We start from the raw sequence: 24,796 nt of genomic DNA on the forward strand, positions 1-24,796 counted from the left end.
CAGTTGCAATTAGGCCAGCCGGCTGTCTATGCAACGGTGGAAGTTTCAGCAGCACCATTTGTTCCCGACCATGGTTGTGTGACAGCAGCCTAGCGAGGTCATTTTTTGACAATACGGGGTCATTTGGAGACACCCAATGAGAGGCATGACGGCGAACCGGCTACAGGGCTCGCAATTCCTTCTTCAGAATCTTGCCCACCGGATTGCGGGGAATGGCGTTGATCAGTTTCATCTTTTCCGGCAGCTTGTAGACACTCATGCCCTGCTCCCTCAAGTAGTCGTTGATTTCCTCCAGGATCGGTGGGTTATCCTCGTCAACAGGCACCACGCAAATACAGATCCGCTCGCCCATGATCTCGTCCGGTTGGGGTATGACCGCGACGTCCCGTACCTTGCCGAAGCCCAGCACCGCGTTCTCCACCTCCACACTGGAGATATTGTAACCACCCCGAATCACGATGTCCTTCTTGCGGTCATAGAACCCTAGGTGCCTGTCATCCCGCACGATGAAAAGGTCGCCGGTGCGGAAAAAGCCGTCATAAGTGAACGAAGCCGCGGTAATATCCGGGCGCTGAAAGTAGCCCGCGAACACACCCGGGCTGCGATAGCAAAGCTCGCCGATGCCACCTGGTTCGGTTATCTCCTCATCCTCATCGCCGAGAATTTTCAGCTCGACCCCGCTGACGCCGGAAGGCCATTGGACTCCTGCCTTGCCCCACCAGGGCAGGTGATCCACCCGCATCTCCAGGTCCGGCACATCGGCCGGGCCGGCTACCAGACTGGTGCCCTCGTTCTGGCCCCAGATGTTGACGATCTCGATGCCCCAGCGGCGCTTGAACTCCTGCATCGACCAGGCCGAGGGGGGCGCCGAACCGGTGGTGATGGTCCGCACGCTGGAGAGATCCAGCTGGTCCACGTTGGGCAACTTGACAATCATGTTCAGCATTGCCGGTACCAGAATCGTGTACTCGATGTGCTCCTCGGTCAGCTGGCGCAACAGGATTTCCGGCGTAATCGGATGATGCAGCACCAGGGTGCCCCCCGCCGCCAGCCAGGGGAGGTAGTTCACCCCTACCGCCGTCATGTTCACCAGCGGTGCCACACACAGAATGCGGTCACCCTCGCGCAGGCCACAGGTGGTGAACACCAGGTTGGTCATGTACTCCCAGTTGTTGTGGCTCATGGGGCAGCCCTTGGGGTTTGACTCAGTGCCCGAAGTCCAGCACAGGGTGAAGATGTCATTGGCATCCACCGGCACCTCCGGGACCCGGCCCGGATTTCCATGGGCGATATCGGTCAGCGCCGCCAGACCAATGTAGTGCTCGAAGCCCAGCTCCTGCCCCAGGGCCCGGTAATCAAAGCCGTGGAAGCTTTCCACCGAGGCGTAGAATCTGGCGCCGGTGATCTCTTTCACATAGCCCACATCCTTGCTTCGCCATTGCAGGGGCAACGCGGAAAGCAGACCGCCGGCCTTGGCCGCCGCCAGATAGAGCATGGCCAGCTCCCAGATGTTCGGCAACTGCGCCACCAGTAGGTCGTCCTTGCCGAAGCCCCGGCGTGCCAGCTCGGCGGCGGTGGCGTCCACGGCCCGACCAAACTCGGCCCAGCTGAGCCGCTGGGGCGGTGTGCCGACCAGCTCGTCACGATTGGGGGGATCCACCACCGCTTCCCGGTCCGGGTAGGCGGCACGATTGGCGGCAAAGCGATCCAGCAGGGTTCTGTCACCCCAGTAGCCTTTATCGGAGTATTCCTCGATCAGTTCAGGTTCGTGTAAGATCATTTACCCTATTCCTCCAAGCTTATTGGCCCCAACCGAGTCCGCGCTCGCTCGCCTTGTGGTTCATGGACGGCATCCGCGAGCGGCGGGTCGGGTCTCGCCGGCGCTCACCGCCGACTCTACGGGCTTGCCGCCTCCTCCAGCGCCTGCACCGCGCGTTGCTCGGATGACGGGAGTTGTTCGGCATGGGCGACGAGCGCCCGCCAGTCAAGCTGATCGGCGGCGGCATATGTAGCAAGACGGCTCCAGGCGTTGGCGCAGTCGAGCAGGACGTCGGCGGCACGGGCAAAGGATCGATCGCCCGTGAGGCGGGCAACCTCGGCGCAGAATTCCGCTTCGAGGCGGCGGAACAAGCCACCGCCTGTGCCGGCTTTCTCGACGAAGACCGGTAAGACCCTTAGCGATGCGTTAAGCTGGTCATCAGTCAGGCTATCTCCCCAGGTGGCCAGATCGTCGACGAAGATATTGACGCCCTTCAGGCCGGAGGCGACCACACCATCGGCGGGCAGGTCCGCCGGATCGAACAGCGTCGCATCCGTGCCGCGCATATTGCGCGCCGCGCTTGCCGCTGCATCGCGCGCCACCGGCAGTAGCTCAGGCAGCCGATCAGGAAAGCGTATCGGGTAAGTCGCGTGGCGATTGGGATTGGGAAAGCCATGGGAGGCACGAGCTCGCGCCAGAGCTTTTAGGGGGACTTCCTGCACCTCCTCGCGATCGTTGTCCACCACCCGGGCGACGCCGCGCCTCTCGTCGTAGCCGATGACGACGATGTCATGACGGGTGTTGGATAAACGTACCCTGAGATACGGCAGCTCGGCGATGTCAGCCCAGATCATCACGGGACGGCCGGCGTCGATTTCGTCGGCGACCCAGCGCCAACCCTCGTCGGGATCGTCGGTTTGGCGACGCTCGGTTTCAATGCCGAGGCGGTGGCAGAAGTCGAGCTCCATGTCACCGTTGCGCCCTACCAGGTAGATGGGAGGCGTGAGCTCGGATACTCTCATATACATAAAGGACAGCCCGCCGCCGAGGCCGAACACGAGCCCCTCGCCCGGCGGCCCGTCCCAGCCAAGCCCGGCCCATTCCAACAGGTCGCGCAGTGCGCCCGAGCCGCAGTGCCCACCCATCCGGTGGGGATAGTTGGAGATTTGCACGCTTTTCATTCCACTACTCCAGCTGTGTTCAAAGACCTGAGCCAACGCCGGTTGGCGTACCGCGAGCTCACTCCGCCGACGAGGCGCGGATCGAGGCCTTTTTTAACCACCAACCTCTGGCAACGAATAGTCCTTGAACTGCTCGCGCAATTTGGCCTTCTGTAGCTTGCCGGTCGCCCCGTGCGGCAGTTCGTCGACGAATACCACGTCATCCGGCAGCCACCATTTCGCGACCCGCTGGCTCAGATAGTCGATCACGCCCTGCTTGCCGAGCTGGCTGTCCGGCTCGCGCACCACCACCAGAAGCGGCCGCTCGTCCCATTTCGGATGATGCACCGCTATGACCGCTGCCTCGGCGATCTCGGGATGCCCCACCGCTTCGTTCTCAAGATCGATGGAACTGATCCACTCGCCTCCGGACTTGATCACGTCCTTGGTGCGGTCGACGATCTCCATGTAGCCTTCGGGATCGATCTTGGAAACATCGCCGGTGCGGAACCAGCCCTCGCTGTCGAAGGCCTTGGCGCTGGCTTCAGGGTTTTCGTAGTAGCCGCTGATGATCGCCGGGCCGCGCACCAGCAGCTCACCGAAGGACTTGCCGTCCCGCGGCAGCGCTTGACCGTCGTCGTTGACGATCTTCATCTCCACCCCGAACACCGCACGCCCCTGCTTGGCCTTGATGTCGAACTGCCGATCAAGCGGCAAATCGGCGTCCTTGGGACGGATCATCGAAACCGTGCCGATCGGACTCATCTCGGTCATGCCCCAGCCCTGCAAGCCTTCGACGCCGTACTTCTCCTGGAATTCGCGCATCATCGCCCGTGGCGCGGCCGAGCCGCCGATAAGAACACGCTTGAGCGAGGTGAACTTCTGCTCGGTCTTACGCATATGACCAAGAAGCCCGAGCCACACGGTGGGCACACCCCAGGCCTCGGTGACGCCCTCGTTATTGATCAGCTCGGCCAGGCTCTCGCCATCGAGCTTCGGCCCCGGGAAGACGATCTTCGCGCCCACCATTGGCGCGAAGTAGGGGACGCCCCAGGCGTTAACGTGGAACATCGGCACCACCGGCAGCACGGCACTCTCCTCGCCCAGATTCATTCCGGGGATGGTCAACACCGAGAAGGCGTGCAGCAGCGTCGAGCGGTGCGAGTACAACACCCCCTTGGGATTGCCGGTGGTGCCGGAGGTATAGCAGAGCGACGAAGCGGTATGCTCGTCGAACTCCGGCCAGGCCATTTCATCGGACTGCTCGCCGACCAATTCCTCGTAGCACATCACGTTGGGCAGCGAGGTTTCGGGCATATGAGCGCGGTCGGTCATGACGACATAGCCCTTCACGCCTTCAAACAGACCTTGCAACTTCTCCAGCAATGGAACGAAGGTCAGATCAAGGAAAATGTACTGATCCTTGGCGTGATTGACGATGTAGCCGAACTGCTCGACCGGCAGACGCGGATTGATTGTGTGACAGATCGCCCCAATACCGGAGACCGCGTAATACAGCTCCAAGTGCCGATAGGTGTTCCAGGCCACCGTCGCGATGCGATCCCCGGCCTGGACGCCCAGCGACTTGAGCGCGTTGGCCAACTGGCGGCTACGCTTGGCCGCATCTTCGTAGTTGTAACGGTGCAGGCCGCCTTCCGGAGTCCGGGACACGATCTCCTGCTCTGGATAGCTGGCGGCCGCGTACTCGATGATCTGGGAAATCATCAAAGGCCGGTCCATCATTAATCCACGCATCTGTCTCTCCTCAATCAGTCGATTTTCTCTGGCGGTTTCTGTCGGATGGCGTATTCGAAACCGCAACAGTCGACAGAACAAAATAGTATTTTTGAGCGCACTGGAGGCCCCGCGATTGTAATCGGGCGTGGCCAAGGCCCCGAACGCACCGGAAAGACGGCGATCTTTGCTCGCCCACACCCTCCCGAGCGCACCAACGACGGCGCCCCCAAGGAAGAAACCCTATGTTGCTTCCTACCAAGCGCTTGCTCAAGACCCTATCCTGCTTTAGCTTCGATGGACAAGAACAAGAGCCGTCCCAGAACGGCCAAGGACCACTGTCCGCGCGATGTCCCGAGCCCGTGTGCTGCTCGCGAAACCGGAGCATCACGCCGCCAGTGGCCGGGCAGCTCCAAGGTGCCGAAAGTGGCCCAGATCCACGAGGACTTCCCCCGCACCGGGACCGGCAAGGCCAGAAGCGCATCATACGCACCGAACTGCGCGACTTTTCGCTGGGGCAGAAGAAGGCGGCTGGCGGCGACAACACCGTAAAACCTTAAATTTTCATTGACTGATAAGCAATTTTTCGTATTGCCTCAAAACCAAGCCCAGCGCATTGTTTGTTCGACCAAACAAAACATGTCAGATGCCACCCCGAATAACAAAAAGGATGATTCCCAATGACGATAATCAGGTCTCACCATCAGTCCCGCGAACACCTTTTCTTCTCCAATGCCGGTCTTCGGGTCCGTCGTGTCTTGGCCGTTCTGATAGTCGTGCTGCTCCCATGCGAGGTAATGGCCGGAGCGGGCGATGCAGCAAGCACCTACGGCCTGGGCCCCATTCACGCCGGCTCGGCCCAGGCGTTCAGCGCTTTCCACAGCGGTGCTTGGGCCACCTACTACAACCCGGCGGCACTTGCGCGCTCGCCGGAAGGTGAACTCACAGTGGTCTTTCAGCACGGTGACCAGGAGTTGCGTGCCGAATCACTTGGCGGAGCCGCACCATTCGATCGCGAAAACGATGTGCTCACGGACCAGAGTTCGGAGTTACTGCTTCTTGGTATCAAGACCCGTGTCGCCGGCGCGGCGGACTTGGACACACCGATCTATCTTGGTATTAACGTCGGCGTGGATGAGTATGCCTCCAACGCGCTGCCCTTCGCGGCCAATACCAGTCAGGAAGGCCAGTTCCTGCGTTTTGAGTCGCAACCCTTGTATCTCGCTTTTGGTGGGGCGGTTAGCAACCTCCTGCGCGGCGTTGATATCGGTGCCTCGGCAAGACTCACGCTGGCGGCCCAGGCCCGCCTTGAAGCGGTCTCCGATCTGTCCGGCAATACCGACTCCGAAGAGCTCTCTCTGGAAGCCGAACCGACATTGACGCCCTCGCTGGGCATTAACGTCAACCTGAGCGATACGCTGTGCGGTTCGAGCGCCTGCCTGCCTTTCGCGCTTAAACCGGAGCTGGCGTTGTTCTATCGAGGGGAGTCGGAGTACGACGTCAGCGTGGACGCCAACGTGGTGATTCCCGGTGTCATACCCGAGCCGGGCCTTGATCTTGCGCTGGCCACTCTCGACACGTTCCAGCCCCAGGTATACGGAATCGGATTGCTGATGCCTTTAGGTAAGTTCGAGCTGGTTGCGGCTGTAGAGCGCCAGTATTGGTCCGATCTTGAGAGTGAATTCGCCGGTGACACGGTCAGGGACCAGGCTGGACTGCGCTTTAATGACACCACCGTTCCCCGCATCGGCGTCCGTTACACGTGGTCGGACGCTCTTAAACTTTATGGGGGCGTGGCCGTCGAGGATTCCCCACTTCAATCGACCCGGTCCCAGGATGTCAACTTTCTCGACAGCGACCGTATCGTGGTCGGTGTTGGCGCCGATTACCGCCTGAAACGCGCGCCTATAATCAATATGCCCCTTGTGATGTCCCTGGCTTATCAATACCAGCAGCTTGATGAAAGAGAGTTCAACCTCACATCCATCAACTCGCCAACCAATCCCAACCCCTACGAGACCATTCGCGTGGATGGCGACATACACGTCATCTCGGGTTCCCTGTCACTCAAATTCTAGACCGCGATGGCGGAGCTGAATTCAGGAGAGTAGAGATGAATAAACAAATAAACATTCGGCCGCGGTACGTTTCGTTTGCCCTTTGGGTGTTCGGGCTGATGTTGATCAGTGCGTGCGGCGATGACGAAGGCAAAGTCGTCAATCCATGGCGCGCTTCGGACACACTGGTGTTCGCTTACCCCTACCCTGGCCAGCAGGAGGTGCCGACGAGCGGCAATGTCGTGCTGCGTTTCTCAACCACACTGAGTGACGAGGTGAGCGGCGATGTCGAGGACCGTCTGCGGCTCGCCGACGACGCCGGAAACGCCGTGCCCTTTACCCCGGAAGTGATCGATGGCGGCCGGGGGCTGGTACTGAAACCACGGACTTCACTGTCGCCCAATACGCATTATCGGCTGAGTGTCAGCGAGGCGGGCCTGGGGCGTATCGACGATACCGTATTCAAAAATTTTCAATTTCACACGATGGGCGCCCATGCGGGGTTCGCCGACGCCGTCGGCAGTGACGGCTTTAAGATACTTGGCATCACACCTCTGGATCCCGATCCACTGCTGGCCGGCATCGAGGATGCCAGAATAAATGATATGAGCACGCTACGCATGGTCTTCAACCGGCCGCTCGACCCGGCCACCACCGTTTATGGCAAGCAGATCACGCTTGTCGACGACCAGGGCCAGCTGATCGACGCCTCCGTGCTACTGCAGGGGCGCTATTTGATACTGGATCCGCGCCAGGACCTGGACACGGTGGAATACACGTTAGCATTATCGGGGCTCCGCAGTCGTGATGGTTCTCTACTTCCGGAAGTCGAACGCCAGTTCACACCCATGGGCACACAGCCGCGCGAAACCACGGTCATCAAGGTCGGTTCCCTAGGCGAGCAACAGCCGGACCTGCAATCCCAGCTGACGGGAAGACCGGTCAATCAGGTGCCACTGGACAGCTTTATCATCGGTGACAGCGCCGTTACCGAACTGACAGGCTCGTTGGCCGCGGACCTGGGCTTTGTCCCGGACTTTGCCGATGCCGTCCCCCTCCGGGTGCCGGCCGGCACGGTACTGCGAGGCGCGCCGGTCGATGTCAACATTCTGGGGGAAATCCCCGCCGGTATCGATACCGGCGACCTGCAGATTACCCTTCTCAGTGACGCCAACGGCTATCTGATTCCCAATCCCTTCAGTACCGAGACGACGGCGCCTCGCTATGCACTGCTCAGAATGGATGCGGCCATGACCGCGGAGGGAACCATCGCCAATGCCGCCCTCAGTCAGAATCTGCTCAATATCCAGGTCGTCGGTCTCGCCATTGTCGAGGATGGCAAGCTGGTGCTGGATGCCATCTCCGTGGTCGACCCCGACATTCTCGGCCTTGAGAAGGCTGGTGCCCAATTATCTTTCCACATGGAGTCCTTCGCCGGGCAGCGAAACCCGCCAATGCCTGAGCCGGATCTACGCCCTCTGGAATTACAATCCTGGTCGCCGGGTGAGGACTTCCAGGCCAACACACGCCCGGGGGATCCGGTCATTCTGAACTTTAACAAGGCGATTGATCCTGCGTCGGCGTTTCTTGATGGCGCTATCAACGTCCAGGTTAACGGCACTTCGCTACCACCTGAAGACGTCTCGATGCGTGTCGACGGCGCCACCGTCATCCTCGAAGGCACCGGAATCGTGGAGCACAACCAGGACGTTGAAATCATACTGACCAGCCAACTACGGGACACGGCGGGCAACCCTCTGAGCAAGGATTACACCCTTGATATGCGCCTTGACGATCTGTTCTTGCCGAATGACAACCGCGACAGCCTTCGTGCGCCCTTGGTAGCCGCCGTTTTCCCCGGATACCCCTGTGCTCTGACCGACGCCCGGTTAATCGGTGAAAGATCACGATGGCGTAACGGACGCTGCCAGGGCGGCCAGGGAAGCGACCCCCTGTTCCCCGTGGTCGGGCTTTTTCGAGAGTACCCTATACGGGTCATCTTCAACCGCCGTATAGATCCGGCAACAGTCAACGGCGACACTTTTTTCGTCGAGCGTCGCGATGCCGGTGGGGATTGGCAACCGGTGCCGGGCCACCTCGACGTGCTGGCGCAACGGGTTGAGTTTTTCCCTGACAGCCCTTGGCGAGACGGTCAGCTATATCGCTATACGTTGCGCTCGGAGCCCACCAGTCCCGACTGCGGAAACAACGCCATCTGCACACTGGACGGTGCTGCCTTGCAAACACGCCAACTGTCACAGAGCAGCGACACGGCTCCAGCGCCGCGCGAGGGAGGTCCCGATATGGTAAACCACTTTGTCGTGACCGGTGACGATCAGCGTTATACCCTCGTATCCCTGCGTTCCCTACCGACGGTCGACGTAAATGCCAATCTACAGGTCGACAATTCAGAACAAGGTGCCACCGACGACAATGGTGTCATCAAGGCGCCCGCCAACCACCTGCGGTTGGAGCTGCGGGACACCGGGGGCGTGATTACCAACGCCAACCTGGGCTGCTCAATTGGCGAGGACTGTCCGGAGAAACGCTTCGCGTTCGTCAGTACCGGCGCGTTGCAGGCCGGCCCCCGGGAATACGACTCCGCCGTCTCCATCAACCGTAGACTGATTGACGATAACCCGGACACGGATGATCGGACCACGGGCGCTGTTCGTGTTTCCGTCTTTCCAACTACGCTGACCACCACGGGGGTCTTTCTCGAAGCCAGAGCGTTAGGCCTCATCACCATTGGTCTCGAGACAGGTCCCTTGGTTCTGCGTTTACTACCCGAGGGCGATTCACCGTTTATTGAAGGCTACATCACCGAGACAGAGGACGGTCCCTGGTTCAGCACCACCTTCGACCTGTTGATAGACGCGCCTGAACTGGAACCTAGGCTGATTATTGAACTTGGGCACGATATTCGCAGCAAACGGGTTAACAACGTCACTCTCGAAGGACCGCTTCGGTTCGTCGACGATGGCAGACTGATACTCAAGGTCTCCAATCCCGACCCGCTGACCATTCCCGCCAACATCGACCTGATCGGCATCGGTCTGGCGTCGGTTGAACTTGAAGCACCTCCCTTGGGAGTGGACCTGACCTTCACGTTCCTTCCGGTGAAGGATTTTTAACGTGTTATACCCCGGCCGTTACAAACTGGTCTGAAAGGGGCTGGAGAAGCATTGCCGTTGATATATTCAATCTGTAATATTGGTTGGACGACCAAATGTATTGCCGGAAGAGTTGACTATGACTGACTCTCAGACGACGACATCGTCCGCGCATTGCGGCCTTCGACGCAGTGTTCGGGTGCGATTCACTGGCAGTGAGGGGTTGAATCTGTGGGCCAGCCGCCATGGTGAAGACACGGCGCCCCCCGTATTGCTCCTGCACGGCGGCGGGCAGACCCGCCATGCCTGGTCCGACACGGCGATCGCACTGGCCGATGCCGGCTACTGCGCGTTTAGCCTGGACGCACGAGGCCACGGCGAAAGCGACTGGTCTCGAGAAGGCGACTACAGTGCCCGAGCCCTTGCAGCGGACCTCAGCGCGGTGATTCGCTCGCTACCGGCCCGGCCGGTTATCGTCGGCGCGTCCATGGGTGGCCTGACCGCTTTGCTCACGCTTGGCGAAGACACCTCCCTGGATTGCGAGGCACTGGTACTGGTCGACGTGGCGCCAAGATTGGAACCTCGGGGCGTCCGCCGGATCATCGAATTCATGCGTCATCATCAGGACGGATTCGAGACGCTGGAGCAGGTACGCGACGCCATCACCGCCTACAACCCGCGCCGCCCGCCATCAAAAGATCTCTCCGGGCTACGCAAAAACCTGCGGCAACACAGTAATGGCCGGTTTTACTGGCACTGGGACCCAGCTTTTCTCAACCACGCGAACGCGCCAACCAAGGCCGGGAGCATGTTCGACCGAGCAAGGCTGGAGCTGGCGGCCCGCCAGTTGGACGTACCGGTGCTTTTGATACGTGGCTACTACAGCGATGTTCTTAGTGACCGGGGCGCAACAGAGCTGCTCACTCTAATCCCCGAGGCACGTTATGTCGTTCTGGAACAGGCCGGCCATATGGTCGCGGGAGACCGTAACAGTGTTTTCACCGAGGCGGTACTGCAATTTCTGAAAGAACGGCCAGCCGCCACCGAGCCGGAATCGTGCCGCACTGCCGCTACGGAGCAACACCATGAAACACCCTTATCTTGATGTTCTGATCGTCGGAGCGGGCCTGTCGGGAATTGGCGCGGCTTGTCACTTAAAGGAAAAATGCCCCAACGTCCGTTTTGGAATCGTTGAACGACGCAAACGGATCGGAGGCACCTGGGATTTATTCCGCTATCCCGGCATCCGCTCCGATTCCGACATGTTTACCCTGGGTTATAACTTTCGGCCCTGGACCGATACCAAGATGCTTGCCGACGGCCCTTCTATCCGTCGGTATATTGACAACACCGCACGCGAATACGGTGTGAAACGCCGAATCCAGTTCGGTCTGAAAGTGATCTCGCAATCCTGGCATAGCGAAAACAAACACTGGATCGTCAAAGCCATCGACGAAGCAACCGATGAGGAGCACCAGTTCAGCACCGGCTTTGTATTCAATTGCACCGGATACTACAAGTACGACTCCGGCTACACACCGGAGATTCCGGGGATCAACCAATTCCGCGGTGACGTAATCCATCCGCAACACTGGCCGGAAAACTACGATTACAGTGGCAAACGGGTGGTGGTTATTGGCAGTGGCGCCACTGCCGTGACGCTGGTTCCGGCCATGGCCGACAAGGCGGATCATGTAGTGATGCTGCAGCGCTCGCCCACCTATGTAGCCACCGTGCCGGAGCAGGATCTGATATCCAGGAACCTGCGCCGCATTCTGCCGGAGATGGCCGTTTACCGGCTGGCCCGGACCCGCAATATTCTGTTGCAAAGAGCGGTATATCGACTTTCTCTGAGTAAGCCCAAGGCGATGCGACGCCTGCTTTTGGCGACCGCGCGCCGGCAGCTCGGCCCGGAGGTCGATATGCGGCATTTCCAGCCCCATTACAATCCCTGGGAAGAACGCATGTGCGCCGTTCCCAAGGGTGATCTCTTCAAGGTTATCCGCGAAGGCCAGGCCTCCGTGGTCACCGACCACATCGAAGCGGTCACCGAAACCGGGGTCCAATTGAAGTCCGGCGCTCATATCGACGCTGATGTTCTGATCACAGCCACTGGCCTTGATTTGCAGCTGTTCGGTGGTGCCAGATTGGAAGTCGACGGCCGTGAGGTTCATGTGGCGGACGCCCTGATGTACAAGGGACTGATGCTCGAAGGGGTACCAAATATGGCCCTGGTGTTCGGTTACACCAACGCTTCTTGGACGCTGAAGGCCGATATCGCCTCTGAATTCGTCTGCCGCCTTCTGAATCACATGCGCGATATTGGCGCCCGGGTGGTCACACCCGTCGATGGACAAGGGAGCAAGACCCAGATGAACTTTCTTAATTTACGTTCCGGATATGTTCTTCGCGCCAACGACCGCCTCCCTCGTCAGGGCAGCAGGACCCCCTGGCAGAATCTTGATGACTATTTGCGTGACCTGCCCGCATTACGCTATGGCAACCTCGAGGATGGCCACCTTCGTTTTGAGGGAAGTGGCATCAAGCGCGGAAGGAACCGCGTATTTCGCAAGTTACTGAGTGCCTGATCCGCCTACCTGTTGGAGCATATTATGAAACGTTTTTACGGGAAAGTCGCTGCGATTACTGGCGCCGGTTCAGGCATAGGTCGAGCGACCGCCATGCTGCTGGCGAAGAAAGGCTGCCATTTGGCTCTGTCGGACATTGACGAAAACAGTCTAAAAGACATCGCCATCGACCTGCGCGACTACCCGGTCAGAGTCACCACCCATGTTGTTAATGTAAGCCGAAGGGATGAGGTGTATCGGTATGCGGATCAATGTGTCAAGGAGCACGGACAGGTTAACTTGATAATGAACAATGCCGGCGTTGGACTCGGAGAAACCGTCGATGCCATGAGCTATGAAAACTTCGAATGGCTTATGAATATTAACTTCTGGGGGGTGGTATACGGAACCAAGGCCTTTCTGCCTTATCTCAAGCAATCCGGCGACGGCCATGTGATAAACATCTCCAGCATCTTTGGCATCATTGGAGTCCCCACCCAATCAGCCTATAACGCCGCGAAATTCGCTGTTCGAGGGTTCACCGAGTCGCTGCGCGAAGAACTGGACATTGAGCGAAGCCGTGTTAGTGCAACCTGCGTGCACCCGGGCGGCGTCAAGACCAACATTGCGCGTAATAGCCGAATGGGTGATATGGGGAACATAGCCCCGGGCAGCAAGGAAGAAATTACGGAACTTTTCGATCGCATCGCCCGGTCCACGCCGGAACAGGCTGCCAACGCTATCCTCCACGCGGTTCGCAAGAACCGACGTCGCGTGTTGATAGGTAATGACGCAACGATACTGGACGCCGGCCAACGCCTGATGCCGGCGGGCTATCAGCGGCCCCTCGAAGCGTTCTTTCGAATGCGACAGGGGCGGCAAAAAATGTCTAGTCAATCATCGCAATAAGCAGGATCAAACTTCAAAAAGAGGGCCGAGTCATGGCTTTAAAGAAGAGAACTAGTGCAAAGACGTCCAATGTCCTGAACGGTGCGTCAGTGGGCATCCCACCCCGTCACATAAACTTCCAGTTTCCGAACACAACACCAAAGTACTTCTATGCTGACAACGCTACGGCAACCACATTCTTTGCCATGCTGTCCGGGTTCTTTCCACCCGGTGAGCGCTACTTCATGGATTCGGTGCGTTATTTTCGAAACCGTGTCACCGACAAGCAGCAGCGAGCGGCCATTTCCGGATTCATGGGGCAAGAAGCCATTCATGGTCGCGAGCATGACCGCCTTAACGAATTGCTTGCCGAGAGCGGCTTCGACATGGACACTCCGGACCGCTTCGTAAAATTCGGCCTCCGCATTCTGAAAATGCTGCCGAAGAGAACCCAGCTTGCCGCCACTACTTTCATGGAACATTTTACCGCCTTGCTTGCGGAGCAGCTATTGGAAGACGAGACGTTTCAAAGTCTGGCCGACCCGGAGATGATAAAGATATGGCAATGGCATGCTCTTGAGGAGCTTGAACACAAATCTGTTGCTTATAACGTTTACGAAATCATCGGCAATAGTCACGGTGAGCGGATCGCAGCGACGGCGGCATCCCTGGTTGTGCTCTTGCCGATGTTGGGGATCACTTGGGCATGGATGCTCGCCAAGGACGGGAAGCTGGGCAGCGTCAAGGACAATGCCATTGGATTGAACGTACTGTTCGGTCCAAAGGGATTTGTCTCCGGGATTATGCGCCGCCTTCCGGAGTTCGTTGATCGACGTTACCATCCTGACAATCACGACACGCGGGCACTGGAAGATACGTGGCGACAACGCCTGTTCGCTGAAAACGGATCACTATACCGAGCTTACAGAAACCGTCCCGAGGGCGACCAAGTCAAGATGGCCTAATATCCGAATTCCGCCGCCCCAAAAGACCTGGGGACGACATTAGCACTACCGTTTGGTGGCGCTAATGTCGTCTCATTGTTGATCCTGAATGATATAACCAGCCGCTTTCTCGCCGATCATCATGCTTGCCGCGTTAGTGTTGCCACTGATCAAAGAAGGCATGACGGACGCATCAGCAACGCGCAATCCTAACACGCCCCTGACTCTTAACCGATCATCCACTACGGCCAGATCATCCACCCCCATACGGCAAGTGCCCACCGGATGATAAATAGTTTCAGCGCGCTGCCTGATATCGTCCTCAATTTGGGTATCGGTTACCACATCGCTCGCCGGTAGATCTTCTCCTCCAAAAACCTCGGCGAAAGCTTTTGTCTGGAACACCCGCCGAGCCAGTTTGACGCCCTCTCTCAGGACGCCAAGATCGTCAGCATCGGAAAGATAACAGGGATCAATGAGCGGAGCGCTGAGAGGGTTGCTATCGGCGAGACGAATCCAACCGCGGCTTTTAGGCCGCAACTGGCATACATGAATGGTGCAGCCAAAGCCTGACGTGAATTCCCTGCCATGATCGCGCAGAAATGCGGGCAGAAAATGCATCTGCACATCCGGGCGCGCCCCTTCGCCGACATTAATAAACGCACCCGCCTCAGCCGCATTGCTGGCTAGAAAGCCGCGCCGATGGCGGAAGTACTCATAGAACGCTCGCATCAAACGCGGTAGAAAGTAAGGGGAGAAGCCAATCGACTGTTTGCTACGATCGTGAATCGAAATAGTCATGTCCAGGTGGTCTTGAAGATTACACCCCACCTCTGGGCAGTCGACCAGACAATCAACGCCAACACTTTGTAAATGGTCACGGTCACCAATGCCTGAAAGCATCAGCAAATGGGGCGAGTTGATTGCCCCACCCGAAAGTACGACTTCCCGATTTGCCCGAACGGTGTGAGATGTGCCGGCCGTATCGCTATACTCGACGGCTACCGCACGTCCATTTTCGATCACTACCCGGGAAACCATTGCATTAGTCAGAATGGTCAAATTACCGCGGCTCCTCGCCGGATCGAGAAACGCCCTCGCGGCGCTCCAGCGTCGCCCATCTTTTTGCGTCACTTGGAATTGGCCGAAGCCGCGCTGCGATTCACCATTGAAATCATCGTTACGCTTTTCGCCTAGTTCTTCCCCGGCGCGAATGAACAACTCAGTCAGCGGATTAGGATCCCTGACCCGAGTGACGTTCAGCGGTCCTCCGTTACCGTGCCAGGCGTCCGGCGGATACTCCTCATTGTGCTCATGCGCGTTGAAGATGGGCCGGACATCATCCCACCCCCAACCCTTCAGCCCGCTGTCCCGCCAAGCATCGTAATCCTCAGGTTGTCCACGAATATAAACCATGGCGTTGATCGAGCTACTACCACCGAGAGTTTTTCCACGGGGCCAATAGAGCCGCCTACTGTCAAGCGCTCGTTGAACCACTGTTTGATAGCCCCAGTTACGCTTGCCCTCCCGGATCAAACCGATCACCCCGAACGGCACGTTCACAAACCCGCTGTTGTCGTGCGGACCCGCCTCCAGCAAGCAAACAGAGAATCGGCCGGACTCGCTTAGTCGGTTGGCCAGAACACAACCGGCGGATCCCGCTCCGACTACGATGAAATCATATTCATCCACGATCGAACTCCTCTCCGAGGGCGGCGATACGATCAAGATGGTAGTCACCATGGCCGTGTGTTAGGGAGCAGTGCGTCATGAGACGAAAGTAATGGCCTATATCAAGCTCTTCGGTGACCCCGATACCGCCGTGAATCTGGATCGCCAGTTGCGCGATCTTCACCCCCTTGTCGGCATAATACGCCTTGGTGGCCGAACAAGCGTGTTCCCGCTCAAGCGTATCGTCTAGATCCGCTTTGACGGAAACCATGAACAGCATCGACTCCAACTGTTGAAGATCCGTGAACATATCCACGAGGTAGTGTTGAATTACCTGGAAGCTGCCGATCGGCGCACCGAACTGCTTCCGCGTCTTTGCGTAATCAAGAGTGCGCTGATAAAGCGCACTGGCGGCGCCATACATACGCGCGCAATCGAGCGCCTGCAGCCAGGCGACCGCCTTGCTGACGGCGCGCTCCACCTTCACGCCACGAGAAAGAATCATCTCCTCGTCAATCACCACGTCATCGAACAGCACATCGGCAAGCCGGCTACCGTCCAAGCCCCGATAGCGGGTCACCTCGCAGCCTTCAAGCGGCACAAGGACCAAGGTCAGCTCATCGCCAAGCATCGCCGTCGTCAGCACCTTATTCGCGCAGCCACCATCAGGAACGAAATTCTTCCGTCCAGACAGTTTGCCACCGTTAATCGACAGGGATGGCTTCAAAATATTGTATCCGGCGTGATAGTCATAGAGCGCGCATGCCACCCTCTCATCATCATCGACAATGGATTGCAATACCTTCAATGCCCGCTCAGTACCCAGATACTCGAGAAGTTTTCCAGGACCGATCACCAGATCGACATAGGGGTCCAGACATAAGACGGCGCCAGCCTCCCTAACAATCATCGCCACGTCGATCAGATCGCCGCCATAGCCTCCGACCGACTCAGGAAACGGCAGACCAAACCAGCCTAGCTCGCGCATCAAATCCCATCGTGATGGATCGCAATGATTGAGTTGGTTGAGTTGTTGTATGTAGGTATCAAAACCATAGTGATCCTTGAGATACCGCCGTGCCGTATCGGCAACCATGGTCGTGTTATCGGAAAGATTGAATTCCATTATGACCTCTCATAAACCTAACAGCATCTTGGCAAGCACGTTCTTCTGAATCTCGTTCGATCCGCCATAAATCGTGCAGGCACGAAGAAAATTGTACCGACGAGGGGAATGATTAAAGCTTTCATTACCCACCGCTGATGAACTATCCCAGACAAGCGACATCAACCCGCCCATCTCGACCATCGCTTGGGACATTTTCTGCTGTAGCTCGGTACCCTTGATCTTGAGACCGGAAGACTCCGGTCCAAAAGGTCTGCCCTCGTCTGTCGCGGCAACGGTCCTAAAGTTGGTGTACTCCAACGCCGTCAGTTCGACTTCCAACTCGGCCACACGTCGTCGCGCCTGTTGCTTATCGATGTAATAAGGAGCTTCGTCAATAGCCCTCTTCATGCGAGCCAATGCATAGTGACTGTCGGCAACGCCGGCGATCGTTGTGCGTTCATGCGTTAACAAAAACTTGGCGATCGTCCACCCCATACCCTCCTTCCCCACCAGATTGTCCAGCGGCACCTTGACATCGGTGAAATACACTTCGTTGAGGTGATGGTGCCCATCAATGGTATAAATGGGACGAACCTCGATACCCGGCGTGTTCATATCTATTAGCAGGAAAGAGATACCCTGTTGCTTCTTGGCATCGGGGTCGGTTCTAACAAGACAGAACATCATGTCCGCCCAATGCGCTTGGGTGGTCCAAATCTTCTGGCCATTGACCAGGTAGTGGTCCCGTTTGCGCTCGGCGCGGGTTTTAAGGGATGCGAGGTCCGATCCGGCATTGGGCTCGGAATAACCCTGGCACCAAAGCGTCTCGCCGCTCGCTATCCCGGGCAGCCATCGCTCTTTTTGTTGCGCGGATCCGAACGTGTAGATCACAGGGCCTACCATGGCGACACCGAAGGGACTTACCGGAGGCGCCCCAGCCATGGCCCTTTCAAGATCAAAAAGATAACGTTGTGTGGCGGTCCATCCCGGACCTCCGTATTGTTCAGGCCAAGTTACCGCCAGCCAACCCTGTTTACCGAGCCGTTTCTCCCATCGCTGTTGCTGCGATTTTTCCGGCATTTCGCCAAGCGCGGAAATACGACTAATCTCTTCAGGAATATTTTTCCGCATCCATGCGCGTATCGTCTTTTGAAACTCCTGCTCTTCCTGCGTAAATTGCAAATTCATAATTTTCCTCATCCAAGCAAGTGGTTTTGACGAGAATGATAAATCAGGTAACCGATCGCCCCATCCGGCCCCAGTAGGGTGCACGCAGCTCATTCTTGAGAATCTTGCCGGCGCCACTTATCGGCAATGGTTCACTACGGAACTCGATACTACGGGGAAGTTTGTAGCCGGCAATCAACTCCCGGCAATGGCTCAACAGCTCTTCTTCCGTGAGCACATGGCCTTGGCGAGGCACGACGATTGCATGCACCGTTTCAACCCATTCATCGTGGGGAATCCCCACCACCGCGCATTCCTGTACCGCGGGATGACTATAGATAGCACTCTCAACTTCGACCGAAAATATATTCTCCCCACCACTGATGATCATGTCCTTGACGCGATCGACGATGAAGACAAACCCGTCTTCATCCATATAACCGAGATCACCGGTATGCAACCAGCCGTTACGCAGGGCCTCAGCGGAGGCTTCCTCCATTCCCCAATAACCCAGCATGACGTTCGGACCTCTGGCGCAGATCTCGCCAACTTCGCATCTCGGCCGCTCGGTATCATCCTTGTCAAAAATGGCAACCTCGACTCCCAGCGCGGCCCTGCCCGCGCTTCGAAGCTTGTCGCCTCCAGGCACATGGAAATCGGGTGGCAAGGCGGTGATGATGGGTGACGCCTCCGTCTGTCCATACCCTTGAGCGAACAGAGCGTCCGGCATCTGCTTCATGGCGCTGATCAATACTGACTCAGGCATGGCCGACGCTCCATAGAGCATGCGCTTGACGCTACTTACGTCGAATTCCTTTATTTTTCCGGAGGACACCAGCAGATTGATCATCGTTGGCACGAGCAGGGCATGTGTAACTCTTTCACGCTCAATAAAAGAGAGCACATCGTCTACATCGAAACGAGGTACGATGCCGTGCGTGCCACCAGCTAGCGTCACGGCAAAAGTGCTTGCCATATCGGCCAAATGAAACATCGGAGCCGCATGCATGTAGATCGTGCCGGACGCATAATCCATTTCCGGCACCACATTAAGCGCATTGAAGACAAGGTTGTCATGGCTCAGCATCACGCCTTTCGACCGCCCGGTGGTCCCCCCGGTATAGAACAATCCGGCAAGCTCGCTCCCTCCTTCGCTGATATCCCGCATCGGATCTGATTCAGCGATAAGCGACTCATAGTCGACACACCCGTCCGGTAAACTACCGTCGCCCATGAAAACCACATGTTGAACGGTCTCAAGCAGCGGCCGTAGTTTTGACAGCATGTCGCTGAATGCATCATCGACAAACAGGATGGACGATGCGGAATCGTTCAGACTGTACGCGATCTCTGGCGGTGCCAGGCGGATATTGACGGGATTAAGAGCCGCGCCGGCCCATGGCACGGCGTAAAAATATTCTAGGTAGCGGTCGCTATTGAGTGACAAGATCGCGACGCGATTCCCGCTTTCCGCTCCCAAGGCGCGAAGGCCCGCGGCCAGGCGCGCAACACGATTCTCAAAAGCGCGCCATGACCGCCTTCTATCCTTGTAAATCGTGGCGATGCCGTCAGGATTTTGCTGGACCGCACGACGTAATGTTTGCGATATGATCAAGGTATTCTCCCAAGTCGCTCAAAAATCATCAGCCCCCAGTTGAAAATACTTAGCGGCTATAGATAAAGCGCCCGATTGACACAAGCGTTTTATCCAGATAAACGTCGACGGAAACGACTACGAAACGTCTTCCTGCACGGACAATACAAGGCTCGGCACGAATCGTGCCCGCAAACGCGGGCCGTAAATAATCAAAGGTCATACTACTGCATGACGGCTCTTCGACCAGATCAAGCGATTCCATCAAATAAAGAGCTGCCGTTATTTCGGCAAAACTGGCGAGAATGCCGCCATGAAAGGTACGCAACAGAGGATTACCGATATGCTGTTCTCGAAAGCATAACCGGCAAGAGAACCCCTCATCAGAGGTCAGCGCCTCAAGACCTAGAAACTCCACAAATGGAGTATTTTCAAGCATTTCTTTTTGCGCTTTATTCAGAGCCATGTCAGCCAACCCGTCATCTGGCGATTCAAAAGCGATCGCTCTTTCATACTTTACCCTCCCCTTTCATGGCTGAATCGAATGCAGGCCCGAGAGTACCGACGGCAAACGAACCGAATACCGTTGCCAGCAAGTTATGATCGGAATAAGCGCAACCTTGTCCGCGCACATAGGCGATATCACCTCGTACCGCGTAACACTCCACCTCGCTGTAGATTCCCTCCCCCGCGGGTACAGGCCGAATGAAATCCACACGCAGATCGATGGTCGCAATCGGACGCATGTCACCGAGTCGGGAAAATATTGCCAACCCGCAATTTGTATCCAATAGCGTGACAACAACTCCTCGGTGAAGCCCCCCGTGTCGATCGCAAAGCGCTGGACGGCAGGAGAGACTCATGGCGGCACGCCCTTTGCCAACTTCCTCCACTTCCACGCCGAAGGCGTTGAACAAGGGATGGGATGTGCCAAAGAAGGTCTTGGCCATGGTTAAATAACGATCTGACATCGAATCGCTTCCCCCTTTTCATTGGCCAGGCTCACTCAGAGCCAGTGTCTCGCTCCGGGTCCGGTCGCTTTTGTCTAATCAGCCCAGAGCATCTAGTGCACGCTTCACATAACGCGACTCGTGTGATTTAACCCGATTAATAGCCAACTCGATATCGGCGGAAGGAAATGTCGTTGCCTCGGAAGCCATTTTCAAAACAGCCGCCAAGCCGGACCAAGCCGCTGCCGCGCCTCGCATGAGCTCCACTAACTTCGCATCTCTCACCACGGTAATCCGTGCACTGGCCTCTTCCAAAAAGTCGGCGTAAAGGGTGCGAAATCCGGCTCCCCCAGTACCGCGCTTTTCGATCACCTGGTAAGCAAAACGCAACGACCAGCGCCAGTTTTCGTCAGCCGCCCAATGTGACAGCCCGTCAATCCAAGTATCCAGCGCCGTGAGACCGCTAAAACGATCGCCGTTCGCCAGAGCATAGGCATTGTCAAAGATGGCCCTCCGAATACGTTCCGGAGTTACGCTGGCTTTGATAGCTTCGGGGGCAAACAGGTTGCCGTTATGAATGAAAGGGGGTGCGGTGGAGAAGCGCGCGTCGGCCAAATTAGCCGTAGATACCGCGATCAACCCCGGGCGTTCGGTATCACTGACCAACACCTCGTCCCGCTCCTCGTCATATAACCATGCCACGATGGCGTGCCCTGGAAAATGTGTGCTGCTTTGGAAGTAGGGCAAATGGAAAATGTCAGTTAACAACAATGCGGGTCGATTCTCATTCAGCCCCCCTTTGAGATCCGTATTGGCGGACCGTTGATCGCGGTAGCTGCGCCAGGAAAAGGGAACATCCAAAGTATTGAATACGTTTTCCTCGAATTCCATTGAACGCACATGGACGATGAAAGGGGTATTGGAGGCTGCAGTCTCCACATAGGTAATGCCGAGTCCGGCCCCAAGACCAAAACAGCAAGCCTCGCTCATCACCAAGCCGTGGAACTCAAGCAAGTCACGGATGGCCGAACTGCCACAGTGCCTGCCCGGCCTGTGGCAGTGACGCGCCCCGATCTTTTGCCTTACAGCCGTTTCAGACACTTCTCCGCCGACCATTCAGGCGGCCTCGCTCACCGGCTCGGTTTCATATACGGCGGCCGATGCCCGCATCGGATCACCATGCTCTCCGTACTCCTTCAACCATGCCGCGACTTTCTCCGGCATGCCCGTTTCCCAGGGGTGGAATCCCGGACGGAACCACGCAATAAACTCGGGCAACATGCGGGTCAGAATACCGCGATGACCGTAGAGCCGGTTTAGACCACGCAGCACTACCGTCGGCCGTCGCATCGCACCGTCAAGACGCAACATATTCACGAACACCGGTCCGACGACCAGGTGCACCATCAGCATGGCAACCACCAAGGCCGAAGCGCGAGTCAAATAACCCCCGCCTGCCGCGGTTCGGTATACATCGTACGCCACTGCCTTGTGCTCAACCTCTTCCACACCATGCCAGAGAAACATCGCCCGCATTACCGGATCCGCATCTCGGAACATATCCGTTTCATCCTTGAGCATCGCCTCGCCCAGAGTGGCGGTAAAATGCTCGAAAGCCGCGGTCATCGCCAGTTGATACTTTTCCGGCATGTATTTCTGTGTCGTACGAATAAAACGACGCAGGTTGCGGGTAATTTGATCGACATCGATTCCCTGCGCCTCCATCACGTCATTGAAACGATCATGGACAATACCGTGCTGCCCCTCCTGACGAATGAAATGGCGAATATCTTCACGCAAGCGCTGGTCCGTCACCTGATCCTGGAAATGACGCACCGACTGGATAAAAAACCGCTCCCCCTCGGGGAAGTGCACCGACAAGGCGTCAAAAAAACGGGTTAAAACAGGATCACCGCCATTCCAGTGACGCGGCACAGAGGACACGTCGAAATCTACTTTACGGGGCTGAATAGAGATTGCGCTCATCAGGGCCTCCATTTAGAACATTACAAGTGTGTATCATACGCTTGCTCGGTATTTTATTGGTTGTCCAACCAATTTTCAATATTTGCTTTCCCTGATAACCCAGTGATTTGAAGAAGCACTACCAGAGAGAGGCAATACCGTCCACGGAGGCAAGGGCTCAAATGAGCTTCCACAAAAAAATACCTTAAAAAACAACAACTTAACAAACATTTAACGAGATGTGCACACCATATTCCTGACTACGCAGGTAATCCCGATAGCGATGCTGATAACAGTCACCGGCATGGTGCAGACCCGAGTCAGATCCAACCTGATGAGCTTGGATACGCCGGACTTTGGCCTGCTGATGAACAGGCCATCATCATTCTCAAGCTGTGGGATGAGTGAGCGGCCCCGTCCGGGTGCAGCAGGTCAATGAACTGGCGCAATTGGTTGAGCCGATCCCCGGCAACCGCCACGAATTCCTGCAGCCAATCCAGATGCGCTTCAACGAGCTGCTCGCCGGCGTGCGCACGGAATTGGTTATCAAGGTGTACGGCGACGACTTCGATCAGCTGGAGCAACTGGGCATGGCTATCGAGACCGCTATCGGCGACGTGGAGGGCATCGCCGATATCCAGATGGAGCAGACCGCACCGGCCTACCGATGCTGACGATTATTCCGAACCGCACTGACACAGTGCGGGCTGGACGTGGATGCGATGCAGGACCAGTTGGCGACTGCTATGAGCGGAACCATGACGGGTCGCTTCAGCTCCATCATGTTGGTCAAAAGCGGACTTGTGCCCGAGAAAACAGATCGACGGTATAAACGCGCTTCCCGTCCGAACCGTAGTGATGGATGAGAAAATCAAGTGGTGAGTTGCTGACAATGCCACCGTCCCAGTAGGCCTTGCCGTCAATGACCGTCCAGGGGAAACCCAGCGGCAGGCTGCCGCTCGCCAGGATATGCTGAGGGCGTCAACATAGCTGTCAAAGACTTCGAACTCCGCCGTAGTGACATTGACAGCACTGAGGAGCAGCCGCACCAGGCTCGTCTTGAGCGCTGCGAAATTCACGTATTTCACAAGAAGCTCCTTCCCCGGCGCGGTGTCGTAGTAGCTCGTCCAGTGTATCGGGAATTCGGTGTGCGAACAGAACGGCTGCATCCAGCGGGGTCGGAAAAAGCACGGCACTTCAAATCACACAATTGAGTTCCCGGAAATCCCGCTGTGATCCAAGCCCTTGCTACCAGTGTGTAATGTACGGTGGCTGACGGTTTAAATGCACATTTTTGATATCGCACTCTTTTTAAACCAGTCCTGCCCCGTTATTAAGGAGCCATCGCCCAAGGAACACGGGCGGGCGGAGCGCATCGCGTCCGAAAGGACCGCAAGGAAGGAGGGCAGGCATGTCACCAGTGCGTTGCTTGGGGGGACCGCCGAGGTGAGGCGGTGTGGGTCATCATCAGCTATCGGGAAAGCCTGCGGGGGTATTACATGTTGGTTGAGTTTCAGGACACCAGAGGGAGCCGTCACCGGATCTATTCCAGCGCGAACTGGCGTCAATTGCTGGGCTGTCAGAAGGCGCTGGCGCACCTCAGGGTGCGTGTCCCCCACTTGGGCACGGGTGGCGCAACAGAGTGCGCGTCACCAAGCGGCCCATACCGTGGTAGTGAGAGAATAAACAGTCATGACTCCAATACAGGAAGCAGGAGACTGGAAGGGACGTCCGATCTGGGTCACCATTGAATTTCGAAAACTACTCCGTGGATACCACGTCACAGAGAAACCCAAGCGTCCTCGACAGCCCGACCCTTCACTCTATTCCTGCCTTCATCGTCGGCAACTGAGCCTTCTCCAACAGGCGTTGACGCAGCTGGGGGGGGGCGTGCCCCATTGGGTCTTCAAAAAGGCGGCGGAAGTGGCCCGCCACGAACCTCTCTCTTAACTCTCTTGAGTGACGACGGTGACGGCAGAGCCTCCCTGCGCCCGATGATGCCGTGACATCGCGTCGTTATAGAGAATCGTCGGCTTTCCAGCCCCGGTTATGCTCTGGCGGTATAGCCACCATCATGCCACAATACCCCCATCACCCGCCGCCACGACGGTCATCGTGG

The 24,796-nt window shown here is 57.1% G+C and carries 19 protein-coding genes; 7 read left to right on the top strand and 12 right to left on the bottom strand.

The genetic code is table 11. From position 1 onward, the window contains the following. Positions 1–160 precede the first annotated feature (160 nt). The 3 genes from A6D6_RS15410 to A6D6_RS15420 all read right to left on the bottom strand — a co-directional run bounded on the left by A6D6_RS15410 (position 161) and on the right by A6D6_RS15420 (position 4,674). The gene (locus A6D6_RS15410) at positions 161–1,780 is read right to left on the bottom strand and encodes a class I adenylate-forming enzyme family protein (RefSeq protein WP_116028220.1); all 1,620 of its coding nucleotides are present in this window, start codon (positions 1,778–1,780) and stop codon (positions 161–163) included. Positions 1,781–1,896: 116 nt separating this feature from the next. Further along, the gene (locus A6D6_RS15415) at positions 1,897–2,940 is read right to left on the bottom strand and encodes a BtrH N-terminal domain-containing protein (protein ID WP_014994404.1); all 1,044 of its coding nucleotides are present in this window, start codon (positions 2,938–2,940) and stop codon (positions 1,897–1,899) included. Between the two features lie 93 nt (positions 2,941–3,033). Continuing rightward, complete coding sequence (locus A6D6_RS15420) at positions 3,034–4,674, bottom strand: 3-(methylthio)propionyl-CoA ligase (protein WP_014994403.1); 1,641 nt, start codon at positions 4,672–4,674, stop codon at positions 3,034–3,036. Positions 4,675–5,333: 659 nt separating this feature from the next. On the opposite strand from A6D6_RS15420, the gene A6D6_RS15425 reads away from it, so the two are divergent. The 6 genes from A6D6_RS15425 to A6D6_RS15450 all read left to right on the top strand — a co-directional run bounded on the left by A6D6_RS15425 (position 5,334) and on the right by A6D6_RS15450 (position 14,243). Further along, a complete protein-coding gene (locus A6D6_RS15425; protein ID WP_236564123.1) occupies positions 5,334–6,731 on the top strand; it encodes an OmpP1/FadL family transporter in 1,398 nt (465 codons plus the stop codon). 35 nt (positions 6,732–6,766) lie between these two features. Further along, positions 6,767–9,844 (top strand): Ig-like domain-containing domain, encoded by a 3,078-nt coding sequence (locus tag A6D6_RS15430; protein WP_116028221.1) that lies wholly within the window; start codon positions 6,767–6,769, stop codon positions 9,842–9,844. Positions 9,845–9,962: 118 nt separating this feature from the next. Then, the gene (locus tag A6D6_RS15435; protein WP_236564124.1) at positions 9,963–10,928 is read left to right on the top strand and encodes an alpha/beta fold hydrolase; all 966 of its coding nucleotides are present in this window, start codon (positions 9,963–9,965) and stop codon (positions 10,926–10,928) included. After that, entirely contained in the window at positions 10,909–12,411 is a 1,503-nt protein-coding gene (locus tag A6D6_RS15440; protein ID WP_014994398.1) for a flavin-containing monooxygenase, read from the top strand. Before A6D6_RS15435 ends, A6D6_RS15440 begins: the two co-directional genes overlap by 20 nt. Before the next feature lie 24 nt (positions 12,412–12,435). Beyond that, the gene (locus tag A6D6_RS15445) at positions 12,436–13,299 is read left to right on the top strand and encodes an SDR family NAD(P)-dependent oxidoreductase (protein WP_116028222.1); all 864 of its coding nucleotides are present in this window, start codon (positions 12,436–12,438) and stop codon (positions 13,297–13,299) included. A gap of 32 nt (positions 13,300–13,331) precedes the next feature. Then, on the top strand, positions 13,332–14,243 hold the full coding sequence (locus tag A6D6_RS15450) for a metal-dependent hydrolase (protein ID WP_116028223.1): 912 nt from the start codon (positions 13,332–13,334) through the stop codon (positions 14,241–14,243). 72 nt (positions 14,244–14,315) lie between these two features. Here A6D6_RS15450 and A6D6_RS15455 read toward each other — a convergent pair whose 3' ends face one another. From A6D6_RS15455 to A6D6_RS15490, 8 genes are all read right to left on the bottom strand, one after another. After that, positions 14,316–15,914, bottom strand: a complete 1,599-nt coding sequence (locus tag A6D6_RS15455; RefSeq protein ID WP_014994395.1) for a GMC family oxidoreductase — start codon at positions 15,912–15,914, stop codon at positions 14,316–14,318. Then, entirely contained in the window at positions 15,907–17,019 is a 1,113-nt protein-coding gene (locus tag A6D6_RS15460; RefSeq protein ID WP_014994394.1) for an acyl-CoA dehydrogenase family protein, read from the bottom strand. Before A6D6_RS15460 ends, A6D6_RS15455 begins: the two co-directional genes overlap by 8 nt. A gap of 9 nt (positions 17,020–17,028) precedes the next feature. Continuing rightward, on the bottom strand, positions 17,029–18,189 hold the full coding sequence (locus tag A6D6_RS15465; RefSeq protein WP_026949624.1) for an acyl-CoA dehydrogenase family protein: 1,161 nt from the start codon (positions 18,187–18,189) through the stop codon (positions 17,029–17,031). A 43-nt stretch (positions 18,190–18,232) separates the two neighbouring features. After that, on the bottom strand, positions 18,233–19,783 hold the full coding sequence (locus A6D6_RS15470; protein WP_014994392.1) for a long-chain-fatty-acid--CoA ligase: 1,551 nt from the start codon (positions 19,781–19,783) through the stop codon (positions 18,233–18,235). 49 nt (positions 19,784–19,832) lie between these two features. Further along, positions 19,833–20,228 carry a PaaI family thioesterase gene (locus tag A6D6_RS15475; protein ID WP_014994391.1) on the bottom strand — a complete coding sequence of 132 codons (396 nt, stop codon included), beginning with the start codon at positions 20,226–20,228 and terminating at the stop codon, positions 19,833–19,835. Positions 20,229–20,271: 43 nt separating this feature from the next. Next, the gene (locus tag A6D6_RS15480; protein WP_035451349.1) at positions 20,272–20,733 is read right to left on the bottom strand and encodes a PaaI family thioesterase; all 462 of its coding nucleotides are present in this window, start codon (positions 20,731–20,733) and stop codon (positions 20,272–20,274) included. A 78-nt stretch (positions 20,734–20,811) separates the two neighbouring features. Next, positions 20,812–21,828: a BtrH N-terminal domain-containing protein gene (locus tag A6D6_RS15485; protein ID WP_199466731.1), complete on the bottom strand. Its 1,017-nt coding sequence runs from the start codon at positions 21,826–21,828 to the stop codon at positions 20,812–20,814. Continuing rightward, the gene (locus A6D6_RS15490) at positions 21,829–22,698 is read right to left on the bottom strand and encodes a metal-dependent hydrolase (RefSeq protein ID WP_014994388.1); all 870 of its coding nucleotides are present in this window, start codon (positions 22,696–22,698) and stop codon (positions 21,829–21,831) included. It abuts the gene before it with no gap. Between the two features lie 383 nt (positions 22,699–23,081). On the opposite strand from A6D6_RS15490, the gene A6D6_RS21740 reads away from it, so the two are divergent. Beyond that, entirely contained in the window at positions 23,082–23,351 is a 270-nt protein-coding gene (locus A6D6_RS21740; RefSeq protein ID WP_197020991.1) for an efflux RND transporter permease subunit, read from the top strand. A 115-nt stretch (positions 23,352–23,466) separates the two neighbouring features. Here A6D6_RS21740 and A6D6_RS22175 read toward each other — a convergent pair whose 3' ends face one another. Then, positions 23,467–23,646 (bottom strand): patatin-like phospholipase family protein, encoded by a 180-nt coding sequence (locus A6D6_RS22175; RefSeq protein ID WP_116028235.1) that lies wholly within the window; start codon positions 23,644–23,646, stop codon positions 23,467–23,469. Positions 23,647–24,796 lie beyond the last annotated feature (1,150 nt).

It is taken from the genome of Alcanivorax xiamenensis, assembly GCF_009846745.1.
In the GTDB taxonomy this organism is placed as follows: Bacteria; Pseudomonadota; Gammaproteobacteria; order Pseudomonadales; family Alcanivoracaceae; genus Alloalcanivorax; species Alloalcanivorax xiamenensis.